Genomic DNA, 15,137 nt, shown 5'->3' on the forward strand with positions numbered 1-15,137 from the left:
TATGGATTTAGCAAACATTTTCTCTCTTTTTTTAACTTTATGAAACAACATTTCATTTATCTCGTTGATAATATTATATTTAAAATATCAACTTTTTTTTTCAGACACTGACAAATGTTATTATTCATGAGCAAAAGAGAATTAAAACTCAGCAAAATCCGCATTGGAGATATCAGCATCTCTTATTATATTCGTCCCAGCAAATCATACCCTGTCCCTAAAACCGTTTTATTCATCCACGGATTCCCTTTTAACAAGAATACCTGGAAACAACAATTGCTGGATCTTGACGAAGAATATACAGGGATTGCCATCGACATCAGGGGGCATGGTCTCAGTACAAATGGCCATGGCTTTTTTTCTGTTGATGTGTTTGCCAAAGATCTTGTTGAATTTATCCGCAAGTTGGACCTCAACCATGTTGTACTCTGCGGCATTTCCATGGGGGGGTATATTGCGCTACGCACCTTTGAGCTGATCGGTCAACAGTTAGCCGGACTGATTTTATGTGATACCAACTCCCTTGCTGACGACAATAAAGCCAAACAAAAACGTTTTGATTCTATACAGGCATTGCTTAAATACGGTAGGCGGCCATTTGCCATTGGTTTTACTGAAAATGTATTTTACGAAAAAACCATTCGGGAAAACCCAGAGGCTGTCGAACTCATCAAGAGCTCTATTCGTAGAAATGAAGTTTCAAGTATATGTGCAACACAACTTGCCCTTGCTTCCCGTACCGATACAACACATTCCCTGAAAACGATTATTATCCCAACATTAGTGGTCAAAGGCAAGTATGACAAGTTAATGAGTGAAGAACAGACAAATATCCTTATTGAAAACATTCCTGATGTTAGGTTCCTGGAGTTTGAAGAATCAGGGCATTTACCAAATCTCGAAGAACCTGAAAAATTCAATAGGGTATTGAATGAATTTTTAGCCACTGTATAATACTGAAATTTCAACGATCAAGGGAATATTTATTAAAAAAAAAGCCACGTTAGTGGCTTATTTCTTTTTTTCATTGAGATTTCATCCTATAATACATTAGAACGAAAAATCATCTTTTGAACGACTATCAGCTTCTTCAGCATACGCATCGTCAAAGTTAGGCTCATAACGTTTTTCGATTACCTCCTGGTTAGACTTAATGTAATTTACAACATCTGTCAAACCTTCCGCAAACTTCTCAAAATCTTCTTTGTATAAGAAAATCTTATGCTTAATAAACTGTCCATCCTCAAAGCGCTTCTTGCTTTCTGTGATAGTAATGTAGTAATCGTTCGATCGAGTTGCTTTTACATCAAAAAAATAAGTTCGCTTACCTGCTCTCACCTTTTTTGAAAAAACCTCTTCACGCTCTTTGTTTTCAAAATCTCCCATTGGTTGTTATTTAAGTTTAAAGTAATCTTAATCTTTGATAAATATATAATAATTCATTTTAATACACCAAATAATATTAAAAAAAAAGACAATAAACAGCAAAAATGATATATTCATTCAACCGACATTGGATAAAAATCAAACAACAAGATTTTTTACCGACGAAATCAGTACATTTACCGAAAATATAAGTTGTATTACCTAAAGCGAATATGTATAGTTTATTTGTGCCTCTATCTTTGAGTCATAAATAGTAAAAACATTATGGAAAAAGAACCTATCATACCAAACAGCAATAACAGCCGCAATATCGTGGGGGCCATTGTCATCATCGTAGGTATATTCTTATTATTGAATAACCTGAATTTAGGAGACTGGTTTCCGGACTGGTTATTTAGTTGGCCTACAATATTAATCATTATAGGCTTAGTGATTGGCGTAAACTCCCAATTTCAGAAAAAATCAGCGATTATCCTTTTGATTATTGGCGGCGCCAGTCTGATTTCCCGAATGATGCGTACGGATTTTGGTTCAGTTACCGTCCCTATTATCATCATTTCGCTTGGGATTTATTTTATCATGAGTAAACGGAAGCCACCAATGGTTCCGCCGGCTCACCCTAATCCGCCGCAAACCCCCTATGATTGGGATAAACGCGTCAATAGCCCAACAGATACTCCGTCGGACGCCACAGCACCCAATGCGGACGCGAAACCTTTTAACGAACAATATGGACCAAGCCAACAAGCCTCGCCTAACGCGCAGGCTTTTGGCAGCAAAGAGGACAACTCTTTTCACCAGTCTTTTGAGGATAGCCTTAATCTGAACACAATTTTTGCGGGCCAAAAGAAGGTAATCTATTCCAAACATTTTAGAGGCGGTAATTTGACCAATGTCTTTGGAAGTATCGAATTAGATCTAACGAAAGCAGACATTCAACAAGCAATCGTTATCGACACTTTTCAATTATTTGGTAGTGCACGCATTATTATCCCTCCACATTGGACGGTATTCAGCAATGTAGCCTCTATCTTAGGGTCTGTTGACGACAGAAGATTCCAGACGATCTACAACCCTGACACAGATAAAAAGATTTATATCACTGGCACATGTATTCTGGGCAATTTAACGATAAAAAATGCTTAATAGATGAAAAATAAGTTATCTCTAAGCATTAAAAGTCGATTAATAGGCATTATTTGTATATCCGTATTTATCGGCTATCTTGCGTTACAATACTTATTAATGCTGCGTTCTGGTTTTGACTCTCAATTAGCATTTAAAGATTCGCTGATCAATAGTGGCGTGATGATGTTTTGCTGTTACGGCATGTCCTCAGCTTTGAATTTCTATACACCGCAACCGCGGGAAATATGGAAAGTGTTGATTATAGGGCTAATTATGGCTGCCATTAGCACAGGATTAAGCCGCTTTGTAATGAACTATTTTATCCAGCCCAACTTTATTACACTGCTGGATTTGACACTACCGTTTCGGGGTATCGTTAATTTCCTTATCCTTACTTCTGTTGCTATTATCAATATAGTATGGAATATTCAGGAAGATAACATCAATAATATCAAACGGAAACAAGAGTCCGAAAATCTGCTTCGCGAAGCAGAACTCTATAATTTGCGGCAACAGCTGCAGCCACACTTTCTATTTAACAGCTTGAATTCGATCATCGCCCTCATTGGAGCTAATCCGGATGAAGCGCGTAACATGACATTTCAACTATCTGATTTTTTAAGAGGCACATTGCGAAAGGAAAACAATCAGATTATCACACTGGAGGAAGAGTTAGACCATCTGCAACTTTATCTTGACATTGAAAAAGTACGCTTCGGTCATCGCTTAAATACCTCCATTTCCTCCTCCGAGGAAATATTTACCACTAAATTGCCAGCAATGATCATCCAGCCTTTGGTGGAAAATGCCATAAAGCATGGATTGTACAATATAACGGATCAAGTCGAAATACAAATTAAATGTATCTCAAACGAAGGTCAACTTCTTATCCAGATCACGAATCCATTTGATGTAGAAGAACAATCTAAACCCAAAAAAGGAACCGGATTCGGACTCTCCAGTATTCAACGTAGACTATACCTGCTTTATGGTAGAAATGACCTTCTTGAGACTCAGATTCAGGACAATATATTTACTAGCACCCTAAAAATACCTCAATATGATTAAAGTCGTTATCATTGATGATGAACCACTGGCACGCTCTATTATAGCGGGCTATCTAAAAACCGAAACCGATATTAGCGTCATGGCCGAGTGTGGTGATGGCTTCGAAGGCGTAAAGGCAATCCAGATACATGAACCCGATCTGGTTTTTCTGGATGTCCAAATGCCTAAACTGACCGGTTTTGAAATGCTCGAACTGGTAGACAATCCTCCTGCCATTATTTTTACAACAGCATTTGATGAGTATGCCTTAAAAGCTTTTGAGAAGAATGCCTTGGATTATCTACTAAAACCGGTATCCCCAATGCGTTTCAAAAAAGCACTGGAAAAGTTTAGGTCCAGCTATTCCGCCCCTGAGAAAAAGATACAACCCAACTATGAGGTGCTGTCGGCTCAAGACGAAACAAAGATCGACCGTATCGTTGTAAAAACCGGTACACAGATCAAGATTATCCCTATCGACACCGTTAAATACCTGGAGTCTTATGACGACTATGTAAAAATTCATACCAAAGATGGGATGTACCTCAAAAACAAAACCATGGCATTTTTTGAAAAATCCTTGGATCCTAATCAATTTGTACGTATTCATCGGTCGTTTATCATCAAAGTAGATCAACTAGCTAAATTGGAACCCTATGAAAAAGACTCTTATATCGCGGCATTGGTATCTGGAGAAAAGCTCAATATCAGTAAATCAGGCTATGCCCGACTAAAACAATTGATTGGAATTTAAACATTGCGTAGATTTGTGCCTAACAATGATTATGAAACATTTTTATACTACAATATTGTTGGGCATCACATCTTACTCCTTTGCCCAGACAAATCAAGCAGAACAAGTCAACAAAGGGGTGTATAATAAATTGGAATTTTTCATCAATTCCCAGATGACTGACTCTGCCTATAATCTTGCGAGTGATTTCTATAAACAACAATATAGCCTTCCAAAATTCACACAGATGTTAACGCAGATCTACCCCTTGGGAAGGGTAAAAAGTTCTGAAATCATCCGTTTTGAAAAAGGTGCAGCAACCTATCGTTTAGATTTTGATAGCCAGACTTATCAAGTATTATTTGCTACAGACTCAACGCTAAAATTTAACACCTTACATTTCAGCCAACTGAACAAACCTGCTACCGACACAAGTATTCACGAACAACCGATCGAGAAAGCCATCATTTCAAAAGCCGTTGACAAAGATGACTTTTTCATTGATTCCGTTGCAAATTCTTACCTCAAGCAACAAAACACACAGTCCCTCGCAATAGGTATTATCAAAAATGGACAGGCCAAGAGCTATTTTTACGGCGAGACAGCACAGGGTAACCAGACATTACCAACAAAGGCTTCACTTTACGAAATCGGCTCGCTCAGTAAAGTCTTCACCGCGATCTTATTGTCAAATCTCGTGGAGGAGGGAACAATAACATTGGATCAGCCCATATCCTTATTTCTTCCGGATACACTCAAAAAAAATCAAGACTTGGCTAAAATAACCTTTCAAATGCTGGCCAACCATACGTCCGGATTCCCCCGACTTCCGGACAACTTTGAAAAAGTAAAGGGCTACAGTGAAACTGACCCATACAAAGGATACGATAAAAAAGCACTCTATAGCTATTTATCCAGCTTCAAAAATCAGAAAGAACCAGGACAGGAGTACGAGTACAGCAATTTGGGGTATGCAATACTGGGTGATATCATCTGTGATATCTATCAAAAGCCATACGACCAAATTGTCCGTGATATCATCTGCAAACCGCTCGAAATGAATAATACCTTCCAGGTATTAGATCCTAGGAGAAAGGATACTTTTAAAGTATACAACAAAGAAGGACGAGAAGTAAATTCTTGGTCTTTCGACTCCTTCGCCGCGGCTGGCGGACTAAAATCGACCGTGGAAGATCTACTTAAATTTGCTAATGCACAGTTTAAAATGCCACAGAGCCCGTTGGAGAATGCGATGGCGAATACCAAATTATTTACCTTCTTTCTTCCGCCAGATACGGATTTGGGATTGGCCTGGCATATGAACCTCCTCGGTGATCTTACTTTTTATTGGCACAATGGCGGGACCGCAGGAAGCAGTTCTTATCTAGCCTTATCCCCAGATAAAAAAAGTGCCGTAGTCATACTGGCAAATGCAGCAATCGCTGTCGACAACCAAGGAAAAAGTATTTTGAACTACTTGTTACATTCGAATTAAAAGCAAGGCAGTATATATCTGAGCTATATCGAAACAACGATATAGCTTTTTTTGTTGTAATAAAAACGATTAACTTTGACTAACGCCGGGACACATCCGGTCGTTTTATTTTTATTTGCAACAGCTTTTACATGAAGATATTTATTACAAAAAAAATTCCACAAAAAGGTATAGATTTATTAAGAGCTTCAGGACATGAAGTCACTGTACACGAATCAATCAATCCACTCTCCCCTGCAGAACTAATACAAGCCGGACAACAGGCGGACTACATATTGAATGGTGGAATGCAAAAGTTCGATGCGGATTTTTTCAAAAACTGTCCTAACCTTAAAGCACTATCCCTAATGAGTGTTGGGTATGATAACGTTGATATTTCCGCAGCAACCCAATACGGCATACCAGTCAGCAACACTCCAGGTGTGCTTTCTGGAGCAACAGCTGATGTTGCCTTCCTATTGATGCTAGCTGTTTCTAGAAAAGCCTTTTTTAATCACAAACAGATTCTTCAGGGACAATGGAAAGGTTTTGACCCAACTGCTCATTTAGGCATTGAACTCAACAACAAAACATTAGGAATCTATGGCTTGGGACGGATCGGTTTTGAATTTGCACGAAAAGCAAGAGCCGCCTATAACATGGAAATCATCTATTATAACCGTGGGCGCAATTTGGAAGCCGAACAAACCCTAGGCGCTAGATATGTCAATTTTGATAATCTGTTAACTCAAAGTGACGTCCTTTCCATTCATGCCGCACTTACTGCGGAGACAGCCAATAGATTCAATCAGGATACATTTAAACGCATGAAAAATACGTCGATCCTGATCAACACTGCACGCGGAGGATTAGTGAAACAAGAAGATTTAGCGAAAGCGCTGCGTGAAGGAGAATTATGGGGAGCTGGGCTTGATGTGACAAACCCCGAACCAATGACACCTGACGACCCGCTATTGAATCTTGAAAATGTCTGTATTCTTCCGCATATTGGATCTGCAACAGTGGAAACCAGGGACAACATGGCTTTAATGGCGGCAAGCAATTTATTAGCAGCGATCAAAGGTGAAAAGATGCCTCAAACAATCAATCCCGAAGTATACTTATGACACGTCAATTTTTTCAGTTCCTAAATAAGCTAAATAAAGCGATACTCCCCAAGTATGGGACAAAAGACCCCTTGAAACTAAAAAAGTACCAGCAGGCCATATTAGCCTACCGGTACTTTATTCTTATCCGGGCTTTGAAAGATGATTAAGCATCTGTTTTGACCGGACCCTTTGGATCATTTGTATTCGAGACGATGCTAATCTGTGCCGGATTGGGTGCTACACTAATGTTATTGCGTTCCAGTTCAAGCATAATTTTTTCTTGCATGGAATTGCGTGCTGGCCAATAATGCTCACGCTTTGTCCATGCTCTTACCGTCAACACAATGGAATTCGTTCCCAATTCTTTAACAAATACCGTAGGTTCAGGTGCATTCAGCACAGTTTCATTAGAACGCAGCACGCTGAGTATAATGTCCTTTGCGTCCTTCACATTCTTATCGTATGATATGCTCACGGTGTATTCAAACATCCGTTGAACGATTTTTGTGTAGTTCTTGATCACTGAATTGGCTAATGGGCCATTCGGGCTGAAGATTCTTACACCATCATCACCGATCAATGTCGAGTATAAAATATCAATTCGCTCTACTGTCCCTGAAGTACCATTGGCGCTTGATATATAATCTCCGACTTCAAATGGTCTAAACATTAAAATCAATACCCCGCCCGCAAAATTACTTAGACTCCCTTGAAGTGCCATACCAACGGCCAATCCGAAGGCAGACAAGGCCGCAATAAATGAAGTTGTCTGTATACCAATTTGACTGGCCACGGTCAACATTAACATCACCCACATAACGATCTTTACAATGCTGGAGATAAATGCGCGGATTGATGGATCTACATTCCTCTTTTCAAAACGCTTATGCAATAACCGATTGACTAAGTCAATAACGTATTTGCCAATAATTAATAAAATAACACCACCAATAATACCTGGTATTGAATCAATAACAATATCAGTCAATCGCTCGAACCTAGTCCCTAGGCTATTTAAATTACTTTCCATATGTTTTTTATATTTTCACATTTTTTGAAACAAGGATCATTCCAACATCTACATTGGATACGCAAAATTTCAAATCGTTGAAAAATACCACAAAACAACAAATTAACACCACGATAAAAAGGATATTTAAGCTAACTTTGTATTATGAATAGAAAAAACACCATTCCTATTATAGATAGCTGTAGTCTTGACCTCAACAATAAAACAACTATCCATATTGATGATTTAAGTAAATATGTCATTAAACACGATAATATGGTGTTTCCTCACAAGCATAATTTTTTTCATTTTGTATTATTTACGAAAGGTTCAGGTAGTCATATTATTGATTTCAATCACTATAGAGTCCAACCTTTTCAGATTTATTTTATGGTCCCCGGTCAGGTACATACCTGGAATTTTGCAGGTGATGAAGAAGGTTATGTGGTCAATTTTTCGACAGACTATTTCCAATCCTTTTTGTTACGTACGGACTATCTAGAGCGTTTCAGTTTCTTACAGGGTAAAATTGAACATTTAATTTTTGAATTAGAGGAGTCTTGCCGTGCTCAGGCAACGAATATCCTTGATGAAATTCTGGCAGCCAAGTCCACAGGTCTATCTGAAGACTATATTCGTACGCTGTTGCTCCAATTTTTATTGTATGTTTCTATATGTTCGGAAAAAGAGCAAAAAGAAGGTAGCAATCCTTATAATCATAAAATATTCAATAGCTTTCAACAATTGGTCGAGCAACAGTTTAAATCTACCAAATTACCGAGTATATATGCCGATCAACTTTTTATCACAGCCAATCACCTGAATGCGATCTGTAAATCCTATATCGGTCAGTCCGCGGGCGAGATCATCCGCAACCGGATTGTCCTTGAAGCAAAACGTCTGTTGATTAATAAAAATTTAAATATTACTGAAATTGCAAATGAACTGCAGTTTAAAGACAACTCTTATTTTACCAAATTTTTCAAAAAATCAACTGATCTCACACCTGAAGAGTTCAGAAAACAATTATAACTATGGAAGAAGTTAAATACGAATTATCCGAATTCAAAGCGGCATGGCAGGCAAAATGTCCAAGATGTAGAGTCGGTCATGTATACAAAGGTCCGGCCTACGGTTTAAAGGTGCAAAAAATGAATAGCCACTGCGAATACTGTGGTCTTCGTTACGAGCGTGAGCCAGGCTATTTTTATGGAGCAATGTACGTAACCTATGCATTCGCAATTGCCGAGATGGTAACGGCTTGTATGGCAACTTACATTCTTACGGGAAATGATTCATCGTTTGTACTTTATGCAACAGTTGCCATATTAAGTGTGGTCTTGATGTCACCATTCAATTACCGTTATTCGCGTGTCATTTTGATGTATTGGCTGACGCCGGGATTACGTTATGATCCGAATGTCAAAAAGAAAGAAGTTGGTGTAAAAGCTTCTACATAAACGTCATTATACCTACCTTTATACGGATGAAGGATACCATATATTTGGACAACAATGCAACCACCCGGATTTTGGATGAGGTATGGCAGGAAATGACCCCCTATTTCATCCAAAATTATGCCAATGCATCCAGCGTCTACCATCAGATGGGAAGGGCAGCAAATGCTGCTGTCCAGCAGGCCAGATCGCAAGTTGCCGAGGCTTTACACTGTAGTCCAAAGGAAATTTTCTTTAATTCCGGAGCGACAGAAAGTATCAATACGGTACTACGGGGGGTATTTGACAAATATCAGTCGCAGGGGAATCACATCATAACAGCAGCTACAGAACATAAAGCGGTGCTGAGCTGTTGTGAGCAGTTGAAAAAACAAGGTGGGAAAATCACTTATCTCCCTGTCGACAGGCAGGGCCATATCTCCTTAGCTGATCTTAAAAATGCGATTACTTCCAAGACCATACTGATCTGCCTGATGGCTGCCAACAACGAGACAGGTGTACTATCTGAGCTTGAAGAGATAGCTGCTATCTGCGCTAAAGAGGACATTCTATTTTTTTGCGATGCCACACAGGCAATCGGAAAAATTACAATTGATCTGCAGCAGCTCCCCGTCGATCTCTTATGTTTAAGTGCACATAAAATGCACGGTCCTAAAGGAGCAGGTGCGTTATATATCCGGCGTAAATCAAAACCCATTCAGCTTACGCCTTTAGTTCTTGGGGGGGGGCAAGAAAATGGCTTCCGTGGCGGCACCTACAATGTTCCCGCTATCGTCGGGCTGGGAAAAGCGATTTCCAAACTAAGCCCAAAAGCCTATGAGCCTGTTGAGGCATATCGAGACCTGCTGGAGGCCGAACTTTCAAAGATTCCTGAAATTATAATACATGGACAAAAGACCCTGCGACTGCCCACAACAAGTTACATTAGTTTCAAACATATACTTGCCAGCGAAATTATGACTGCCTGTCCTACATTGGCCTTATCATCCGGTTCTGCCTGTGTCACGGGATCAAGGGAACCGTCCCATGTTTTGCTTGCCATGGGTGTATCCAAAGAAGACGCGCTTTCGGCCATTAGATTTAGTTTAAGTGTTCTAACCACGCGTGAGGAAGTGCTGCAATGCGCGCAATTGATTACAGCAACGGTGCAAAAAATAAGGGATCAATCTCCCGTATGGCAACTTTACAAGGCGGGTTTGCTCAGTTAATTTATGACATTCTAAAAACTTAAGCGCAGGCAAAATTTAGCAGGATTGTATGTATCTTTGTAGTAGACAAAGATACAACTATGATTACAGTTACAGATAAAGCAAAAACTCGTATCGAGGAAATCATGAAGGATGAGCAATATGACGGCAATTACTTTGTGCGTGTTGCTGTAGAAAGTGGCGGTTGTTCAGGCTTAAGCTATAAACTGAATTTCGATAATGAGGAAAAGAAGGGGGATCAGTTTTTCGAAGATAAAGGCGTGAAAATCTGTTTGGATATTAAATCATTCCTTTATCTGGCAGGAACAGAACTTGATTACTCCGATGGGTTGAACGGCAAAGGGTTTGAATTTCATAATCCCAATGCAAGCCGGACATGCGCTTGTGGTGAAAGTTTCTCTGTATAGGGAGCCCCATTTAAATAGAACAAAATTAGCCTTGAAAATAATTTCAGGGCTTTTTTATTGGACCGACCAGGATTAGTTCTGTTGTCAAATTAATAGTTTTATAATTAAATATTGACCAATCCCTACTTTCTTATAAAATTTATATTATTTGAACATTTTAATGGATAAATATCAAAAGTAATAACAAAACATATAAACAAATGATATTTTCATATTTTTGTATCAAATAACTGAAAAAGAAAAATGATGCGATGTACAATGATCCGTACATGGCTTTTCAATGACTCATATGGAGGGAAGAAAACTTTTAAATACCGAGGTTGCTATCAGCTTCGTTAAAGATACATTTGTCCAAGAATTAAAGAACAAATTAAATCTGATTCCAATTTCGTCGCCGCTAGTGGTTCTGGATGGTACCGGTTTAAACGATGATCTGAATGGCATCGAGCGTCCAGTTTCTTTTCCGATCAAATCTTTAAATGAAAAAAGAGCTGTCGTTGTTCATTCATTGGCAAAATGGAAGAGAGTCCGCTTAAAAGAGCTTGAAATGTTACCTGGTGAAGGTATTGTCACCGACATGAAAGCCCTTCGTCCAGATGAAGATTACACGCCTATACATTCCATTTATGTGGATCAATGGGACTGGGAAAAAGTGATCGCCAAAGATCAGCGTAATTTGGATTTGCTGAAAGCTACCGTACTCAGCATCTACGAATCACTTCGATTTACAGAATTACAGGTGGAGCGCAAATACCCACAGATAAAAGCGATTCTTCCGGACACCATTACATTTATCTCCTCAGAAGAATTACTACAAAGATATCCTAATTTAAGTGCCAAAGAACGGGAAAATGCTATCACAAAAGAATATGGCGCGGTATTCTTATATGGCATCGGCGGCGCACTGAGTAATGGTGTGGCACATGATGGCCGAGCAGCAGATTATGATGATTGGAGTACAGCGAATGATGCTGGTTATCTGGGTTTAAATGGCGATATCCTCGTGTGGAATCCTATTCTAAATTCCGCATTCGAGCTTTCTTCGATGGGAATCCGTGTCGACAAAAAAGCATTAGCCCATCAGATGGAAATCAGAAACTGCAGCGAAAAGTCCAAACTAACTTTCCATAGTATGTTGCTAAACGATGAATTGCCTGAATCGATGGGCGGCGGTATCGGTCAATCACGCGTATGTATGTTTATGCTAAAAAAACAACATATCGGTGAAGTACAGGTCAGTATCTGGGAAGAAGATAAAAAACAGGCCTTACGCAAACAAGGTATTGATATACTCTAAATTAATACATCTTAAGTATCGTTATTTGTAGACTGTTAACAATATTTGTTTACATGAGAGCCTGCGAAATAGACGAAAAAGGTAATCCAGCTAAGGAGATTACCTTTTCGTTTTAATTCGTACTTTTGTGCCATGCAGCTAGAAGCTATATTAAACAAATTAAGTATTTCATCCCTGAATGAAATGCAACAAAAGGTATTGGACGCCTATCAACAAGATAAAGATCTCATCCTACTCTCCCCTACGGGGTCAGGAAAAACATTGGCCTTTTCACTATTAATACTACAACAGCTAAAAGATATTGCCCGTGAAGTACAGGTTTTGGTTTTAGTGCCTACCCGTGAGCTTGCCTTACAGATTGAACAGGTGATCCGAAAACTATCATCCGGATACAAAGTGACCTGCGCCTATGGCGGACATAGTACCCGGATCGAGAAAAATGCTTTCAAAGATGCACCATCTATTCTCATCGGTACCCCCGGTCGAATAAAACAGCATCTTGAAGAAGGAAATTTTGATCCGACACAGATCCATACCTTAATACTGGATGAATTTGACAAGTCACTGGAACTTGGATTTCATCAGCAAATGGATTTTATTATTCGGCATATGCCCAAAATAAAGTCGCGCGTATTGACATCTGCGACAACAATGGAAACGATTCCGGCCTTTACACAGATTCAGGATCCCATTACTGTCGATTTCCTGAAAAATGCAAACAATATCCCACGGATCACAATAAAGAAAGTAGTCGCGACCAGCCAAAAGAAACTCGAAGCACTATTAAAACTTATCTGCAAGATCGGCACAAAAAAAATGATTATTTTTTGCAACCACCGCGATGCTGTAGAGCATATCAGTGAATTATTGGACAATCGCAATATTATTCATGACATTTTTCATGGCGGCCTGGAGCAGCAGGACAGAGAACTGGCGCTGCTAAAATTCAGAAACCACTCCAACAATGTCCTGATTACAACAGACCTTGCTGCCCGGGGACTGGATATTCCCGAGGTAGACGCGATCATTCATTATCAACTTCCGCACAAGGAAGATGACTTTACCCATCGCAACGGACGGACTGCACGTATGCAGGCCAAAGGTGATGTGTATGTGATATTAAAACCCGAAGAAAATTATCCCTATATTTCCGCTGATACAGCTGAAGAAGAATTCCCTGATTTTTATGATCTTCCCGAAAACTCTCCTTTTGCGACACTTTATGTCAGCGCGGGAAGGAAGGACAAAATCAACAAAATTGACATCGTTGGCTTTCTGCTGAATCTGGACGGAATCGAAAAAGACGATATTGGCATTATCGAAGTCAAAGACAAAGTCGCCTATATTGCGGTTAAACGCAAACTTGCTTTAACGATCATTAATGCCGCAAACGGACAAAAGGTCAAAGGTCGAAAAGTGAAAGTTGGGAGAACTTAGAAAGCATAACGACGTGTATCTAGGTATAAAAAAAGAGGTTTACCGGCAAACCTCTTTTTTTATTTCTAACGCGCTAAACTTTAATTGATCAATCGAGCTCTTTTAAATAGCCTAGATAACGTTGTACAGCTTCCCGTTTTCTATCCGTTAGGTGAAAATCAAGATGTGCCGTTAAATATTTTGTATAGTCAAACCCTTCAAATTCGGGTAATCCTTCAATGACATCAGTCGCATGAGCTACACCATAAGCGAGCGCATCATTGAAATCTTTCACAAAAGATTCGGGCAACTTTTTATTGCTTACCCAGAGTGCAAAGGCAAAAGGCAATCCAGTAAAATCAAACCATTCTTTGCCCAAGTCATAAACATAGGGTACGCTATTCTTTTTACCGAAGGTGCGGTCACCGATCAGGACATAGGCATCCGGCTCTATTCCGTCCTCTGTAATCAACTGAACCTCTCTCTTCCAGTAATTCTTTAGCAGCACACGGGCAAGTCCATTAGAAGTACGCGATTGCTTATCCAATTTGAGTGTCTCCACCTCCTTAATAGGCTTATTGGAAAAAATAAACACCGAATCAACAGCTCCCTCGGTTCCGATACAAAAATCCGTATTGATGTAATATTCAGGGAGACTTAATAGTGCGGCAGTAGGAATAATTCCCATATCTGCATCGTCATCTATTACTTTTTGTGCGCAGGCACTCGGATAATCGACACTGAGATCAATCTGATCCATAACCTTTGATTTACGTATTCCGTTCAAAAACGGATAAGTGTTTGTGTAAGATACGGCTGAAACTCTAATTTTATTCATTCATTAATGCTTCTAAGTGATCTGTATTGTAATGATCTATAATTTCAAATTGACCATTATCGTACAGCAATTTATATAAAGCAGTATTTGTGTGTGGAAAATCATCCATATATCGGGCATCAATACCTGTCATCAGGCAAAGCATAATACGCAGCGCACGACCATGCATGCAAACAAGGATATTTTTTTCATTTGTCTGAGCTAACATATGATCCAGTGCAACTTGCTGACGTTGCATCAACGCTTGAGGAGACTCTCCATTTTCAATACTGACATCCAATTCTCCGTTGCGCCATGCAGCAACCAATTGTTCAAAGCCAGACAGTAATTCGGGCGTTTGCTCCTTTCCTTCATAGATTCCCCAGCTAATCTCGTCGAGTCCAACAAGTTGCTCCCAGGGTAAATTCTGGTCGATGAACCCTTTTACGGTCTGATGGGTTCGCAATAATGTAGACGTATATACTTTGTCAAAAGGCACTGTATTGTACCGTTCAAAGAAAGCCTGAGCCTGGGCCATGCCTGTTTCATTTAATGGGGAATTAACTCCTCTTCCCTGCACAATGCCTTTTAAATTTAGATCAGTCTGTCCGTGTCGTATAAAATAAAATGTCTTTTTCAAAATGGGTAT

16 protein-coding genes are annotated in these 15,137 nt (G+C 39.4%); 12 read left to right on the forward strand and 4 right to left on the reverse strand.

The genetic code is table 11. The annotated features are described in order from the left end of the window. Window positions 1-126: 126 nt before the first annotated feature. Window positions 127-954, forward strand: coding sequence for an alpha/beta fold hydrolase (locus HPC41_RS14285; RefSeq protein WP_172394644.1), 828 nt, complete (start codon window positions 127-129; stop codon window positions 952-954). A gap of 96 nt (window positions 955-1,050) precedes the next feature. On the opposite strand, the gene HPC41_RS14290 is transcribed toward HPC41_RS14285, so the two are convergent. After that, window positions 1,051-1,386: a DUF3276 family protein gene (locus HPC41_RS14290; protein WP_104382695.1), complete on the reverse strand. Its 336-nt coding sequence runs from the start codon at window positions 1,384-1,386 to the stop codon at window positions 1,051-1,053. A 264-nt stretch (window positions 1,387-1,650) separates the two neighbouring features. Here HPC41_RS14290 and HPC41_RS14295 point away from each other — a divergent pair, with 264 nt between their 5' ends. The 5 genes from HPC41_RS14295 to HPC41_RS14315 all read left to right on the forward strand — a co-directional run bounded on the left by HPC41_RS14295 (window position 1,651) and on the right by HPC41_RS14315 (window position 6,895). After that, window positions 1,651-2,532, forward strand: a complete 882-nt coding sequence (locus HPC41_RS14295; RefSeq protein WP_216660753.1) for a LiaF transmembrane domain-containing protein — start codon at window positions 1,651-1,653, stop codon at window positions 2,530-2,532. A gap of 3 nt (window positions 2,533-2,535) precedes the next feature. Further along, the gene (locus HPC41_RS14300) at window positions 2,536-3,582 is read left to right on the forward strand and encodes a sensor histidine kinase (protein WP_172394645.1); all 1,047 of its coding nucleotides are present in this window, start codon (window positions 2,536-2,538) and stop codon (window positions 3,580-3,582) included. Beyond that, the gene (locus HPC41_RS14305; protein WP_172394646.1) at window positions 3,575-4,315 is read left to right on the forward strand and encodes a LytR/AlgR family response regulator transcription factor; all 741 of its coding nucleotides are present in this window, start codon (window positions 3,575-3,577) and stop codon (window positions 4,313-4,315) included. Before HPC41_RS14300 ends, HPC41_RS14305 begins: the two co-directional genes overlap by 8 nt. Before the next feature lie 31 nt (window positions 4,316-4,346). Next, on the forward strand, window positions 4,347-5,789 hold the full coding sequence (locus HPC41_RS14310) for a serine hydrolase domain-containing protein (protein ID WP_172394647.1): 1,443 nt from the start codon (window positions 4,347-4,349) through the stop codon (window positions 5,787-5,789). A gap of 131 nt (window positions 5,790-5,920) precedes the next feature. Next, a complete protein-coding gene (locus tag HPC41_RS14315; RefSeq protein WP_172394648.1) occupies window positions 5,921-6,895 on the forward strand; it encodes a 2-hydroxyacid dehydrogenase in 975 nt (324 codons plus the stop codon). 145 nt (window positions 6,896-7,040) lie between these two features. On the opposite strand, the gene HPC41_RS14320 is transcribed toward HPC41_RS14315, so the two are convergent. Continuing rightward, window positions 7,041-7,907 (reverse strand): mechanosensitive ion channel family protein, encoded by an 867-nt coding sequence (locus HPC41_RS14320; RefSeq protein ID WP_172394649.1) that lies wholly within the window; start codon window positions 7,905-7,907, stop codon window positions 7,041-7,043. Window positions 7,908-8,051: 144 nt separating this feature from the next. Here HPC41_RS14320 and HPC41_RS14325 point away from each other — a divergent pair, with 144 nt between their 5' ends. The 6 genes from HPC41_RS14325 (at window position 8,052) to HPC41_RS14350 (ending at window position 13,692) form a co-directional block, all read left to right on the forward strand. Next, window positions 8,052-8,918 (forward strand): helix-turn-helix domain-containing protein, encoded by an 867-nt coding sequence (locus HPC41_RS14325; RefSeq protein ID WP_172394650.1) that lies wholly within the window; start codon window positions 8,052-8,054, stop codon window positions 8,916-8,918. A 2-nt stretch (window positions 8,919-8,920) separates the two neighbouring features. Further along, window positions 8,921-9,346, forward strand: coding sequence for a DUF983 domain-containing protein (locus HPC41_RS14330; RefSeq protein WP_172394651.1), 426 nt, complete (start codon window positions 8,921-8,923; stop codon window positions 9,344-9,346). Between the two features lie 26 nt (window positions 9,347-9,372). Next, the gene (locus HPC41_RS14335; protein ID WP_172394652.1) at window positions 9,373-10,551 is read left to right on the forward strand and encodes a cysteine desulfurase family protein; all 1,179 of its coding nucleotides are present in this window, start codon (window positions 9,373-9,375) and stop codon (window positions 10,549-10,551) included. 80 nt (window positions 10,552-10,631) lie between these two features. Beyond that, window positions 10,632-10,958, forward strand: coding sequence for a HesB/IscA family protein (locus HPC41_RS14340; protein ID WP_172394653.1), 327 nt, complete (start codon window positions 10,632-10,634; stop codon window positions 10,956-10,958). Window positions 10,959-11,247: 289 nt separating this feature from the next. After that, window positions 11,248-12,255 (forward strand): aspartate--ammonia ligase, encoded by a 1,008-nt coding sequence (gene asnA / locus HPC41_RS14345; protein ID WP_172394654.1) that lies wholly within the window; start codon window positions 11,248-11,250, stop codon window positions 12,253-12,255. 132 nt (window positions 12,256-12,387) lie between these two features. Beyond that, window positions 12,388-13,692, forward strand: a complete 1,305-nt coding sequence (locus tag HPC41_RS14350; RefSeq protein ID WP_172394655.1) for a DEAD/DEAH box helicase — start codon at window positions 12,388-12,390, stop codon at window positions 13,690-13,692. Window positions 13,693-13,780: 88 nt separating this feature from the next. Here the strand turns inward: HPC41_RS14350 and HPC41_RS14355 are convergent, their stop codons facing one another. Both HPC41_RS14355 and HPC41_RS14360 read right to left on the reverse strand, forming a co-directional pair. Next, complete coding sequence (locus HPC41_RS14355) at window positions 13,781-14,509, reverse strand: menaquinone biosynthetic enzyme MqnA/MqnD family protein (RefSeq protein WP_172394656.1); 729 nt, start codon at window positions 14,507-14,509, stop codon at window positions 13,781-13,783. After that, the gene (locus HPC41_RS14360) at window positions 14,502-15,128 is read right to left on the reverse strand and encodes a histidine phosphatase family protein (protein WP_172394657.1); all 627 of its coding nucleotides are present in this window, start codon (window positions 15,126-15,128) and stop codon (window positions 14,502-14,504) included. Before HPC41_RS14360 ends, HPC41_RS14355 begins: the two co-directional genes overlap by 8 nt. Window positions 15,129-15,137 lie beyond the last annotated feature (9 nt).

Source organism: Sphingobacterium prati (assembly GCF_013167215.1).
GTDB lineage: Bacteria > Bacteroidota > Bacteroidia > Sphingobacteriales > Sphingobacteriaceae > Sphingobacterium > Sphingobacterium prati.

Bases quoted from the DNA above. Each gene is read 5' to 3' on its own strand.
- HPC41_RS14340 (WP_172394653.1), top strand. From the start codon at position 10,632: ATGATTACAGTTACAGATAAAGCAAAAACTCGTATCGAGGAAATCATG.
- asnA (WP_172394654.1), top strand. From the start codon at position 11,248: ATGGAGGGAAGAAAACTTTTAAATACCGAGGTTGCTATCAGCTTCGTT.
- HPC41_RS14305 (WP_172394646.1), top strand. From the start codon at position 3,575: ATGATTAAAGTCGTTATCATTGATGATGAACCACTGGCACGCTCTATT.
- HPC41_RS14310 (WP_172394647.1), top strand. From the start codon at position 4,347: ATGAAACATTTTTATACTACAATATTGTTGGGCATCACATCTTACTCC.
- HPC41_RS14300 (WP_172394645.1), top strand. From the start codon at position 2,536: ATGAAAAATAAGTTATCTCTAAGCATTAAAAGTCGATTAATAGGCATT.
- HPC41_RS14320 (WP_172394649.1), bottom strand. From the start codon at position 7,907: ATGGAAAGTAATTTAAATAGCCTAGGGACTAGGTTCGAGCGATTGACT.
- HPC41_RS14325 (WP_172394650.1), top strand. From the start codon at position 8,052: ATGAATAGAAAAAACACCATTCCTATTATAGATAGCTGTAGTCTTGAC.
- HPC41_RS14335 (WP_172394652.1), top strand. From the start codon at position 9,373: ATGAAGGATACCATATATTTGGACAACAATGCAACCACCCGGATTTTG.
- HPC41_RS14315 (WP_172394648.1), top strand. From the start codon at position 5,921: ATGAAGATATTTATTACAAAAAAAATTCCACAAAAAGGTATAGATTTA.
- HPC41_RS14355 (WP_172394656.1), bottom strand. From the start codon at position 14,509: ATGAATAAAATTAGAGTTTCAGCCGTATCTTACACAAACACTTATCCG.
- HPC41_RS14295 (WP_216660753.1), top strand. From the start codon at position 1,651: ATGGAAAAAGAACCTATCATACCAAACAGCAATAACAGCCGCAATATC.
- HPC41_RS14350 (WP_172394655.1), top strand. From the start codon at position 12,388: ATGCAGCTAGAAGCTATATTAAACAAATTAAGTATTTCATCCCTGAAT.
- HPC41_RS14285 (WP_172394644.1), top strand. From the start codon at position 127: ATGAGCAAAAGAGAATTAAAACTCAGCAAAATCCGCATTGGAGATATC.
- HPC41_RS14290 (WP_104382695.1), bottom strand. From the start codon at position 1,386: ATGGGAGATTTTGAAAACAAAGAGCGTGAAGAGGTTTTTTCAAAAAAG.
- HPC41_RS14330 (WP_172394651.1), top strand. From the start codon at position 8,921: ATGGAAGAAGTTAAATACGAATTATCCGAATTCAAAGCGGCATGGCAG.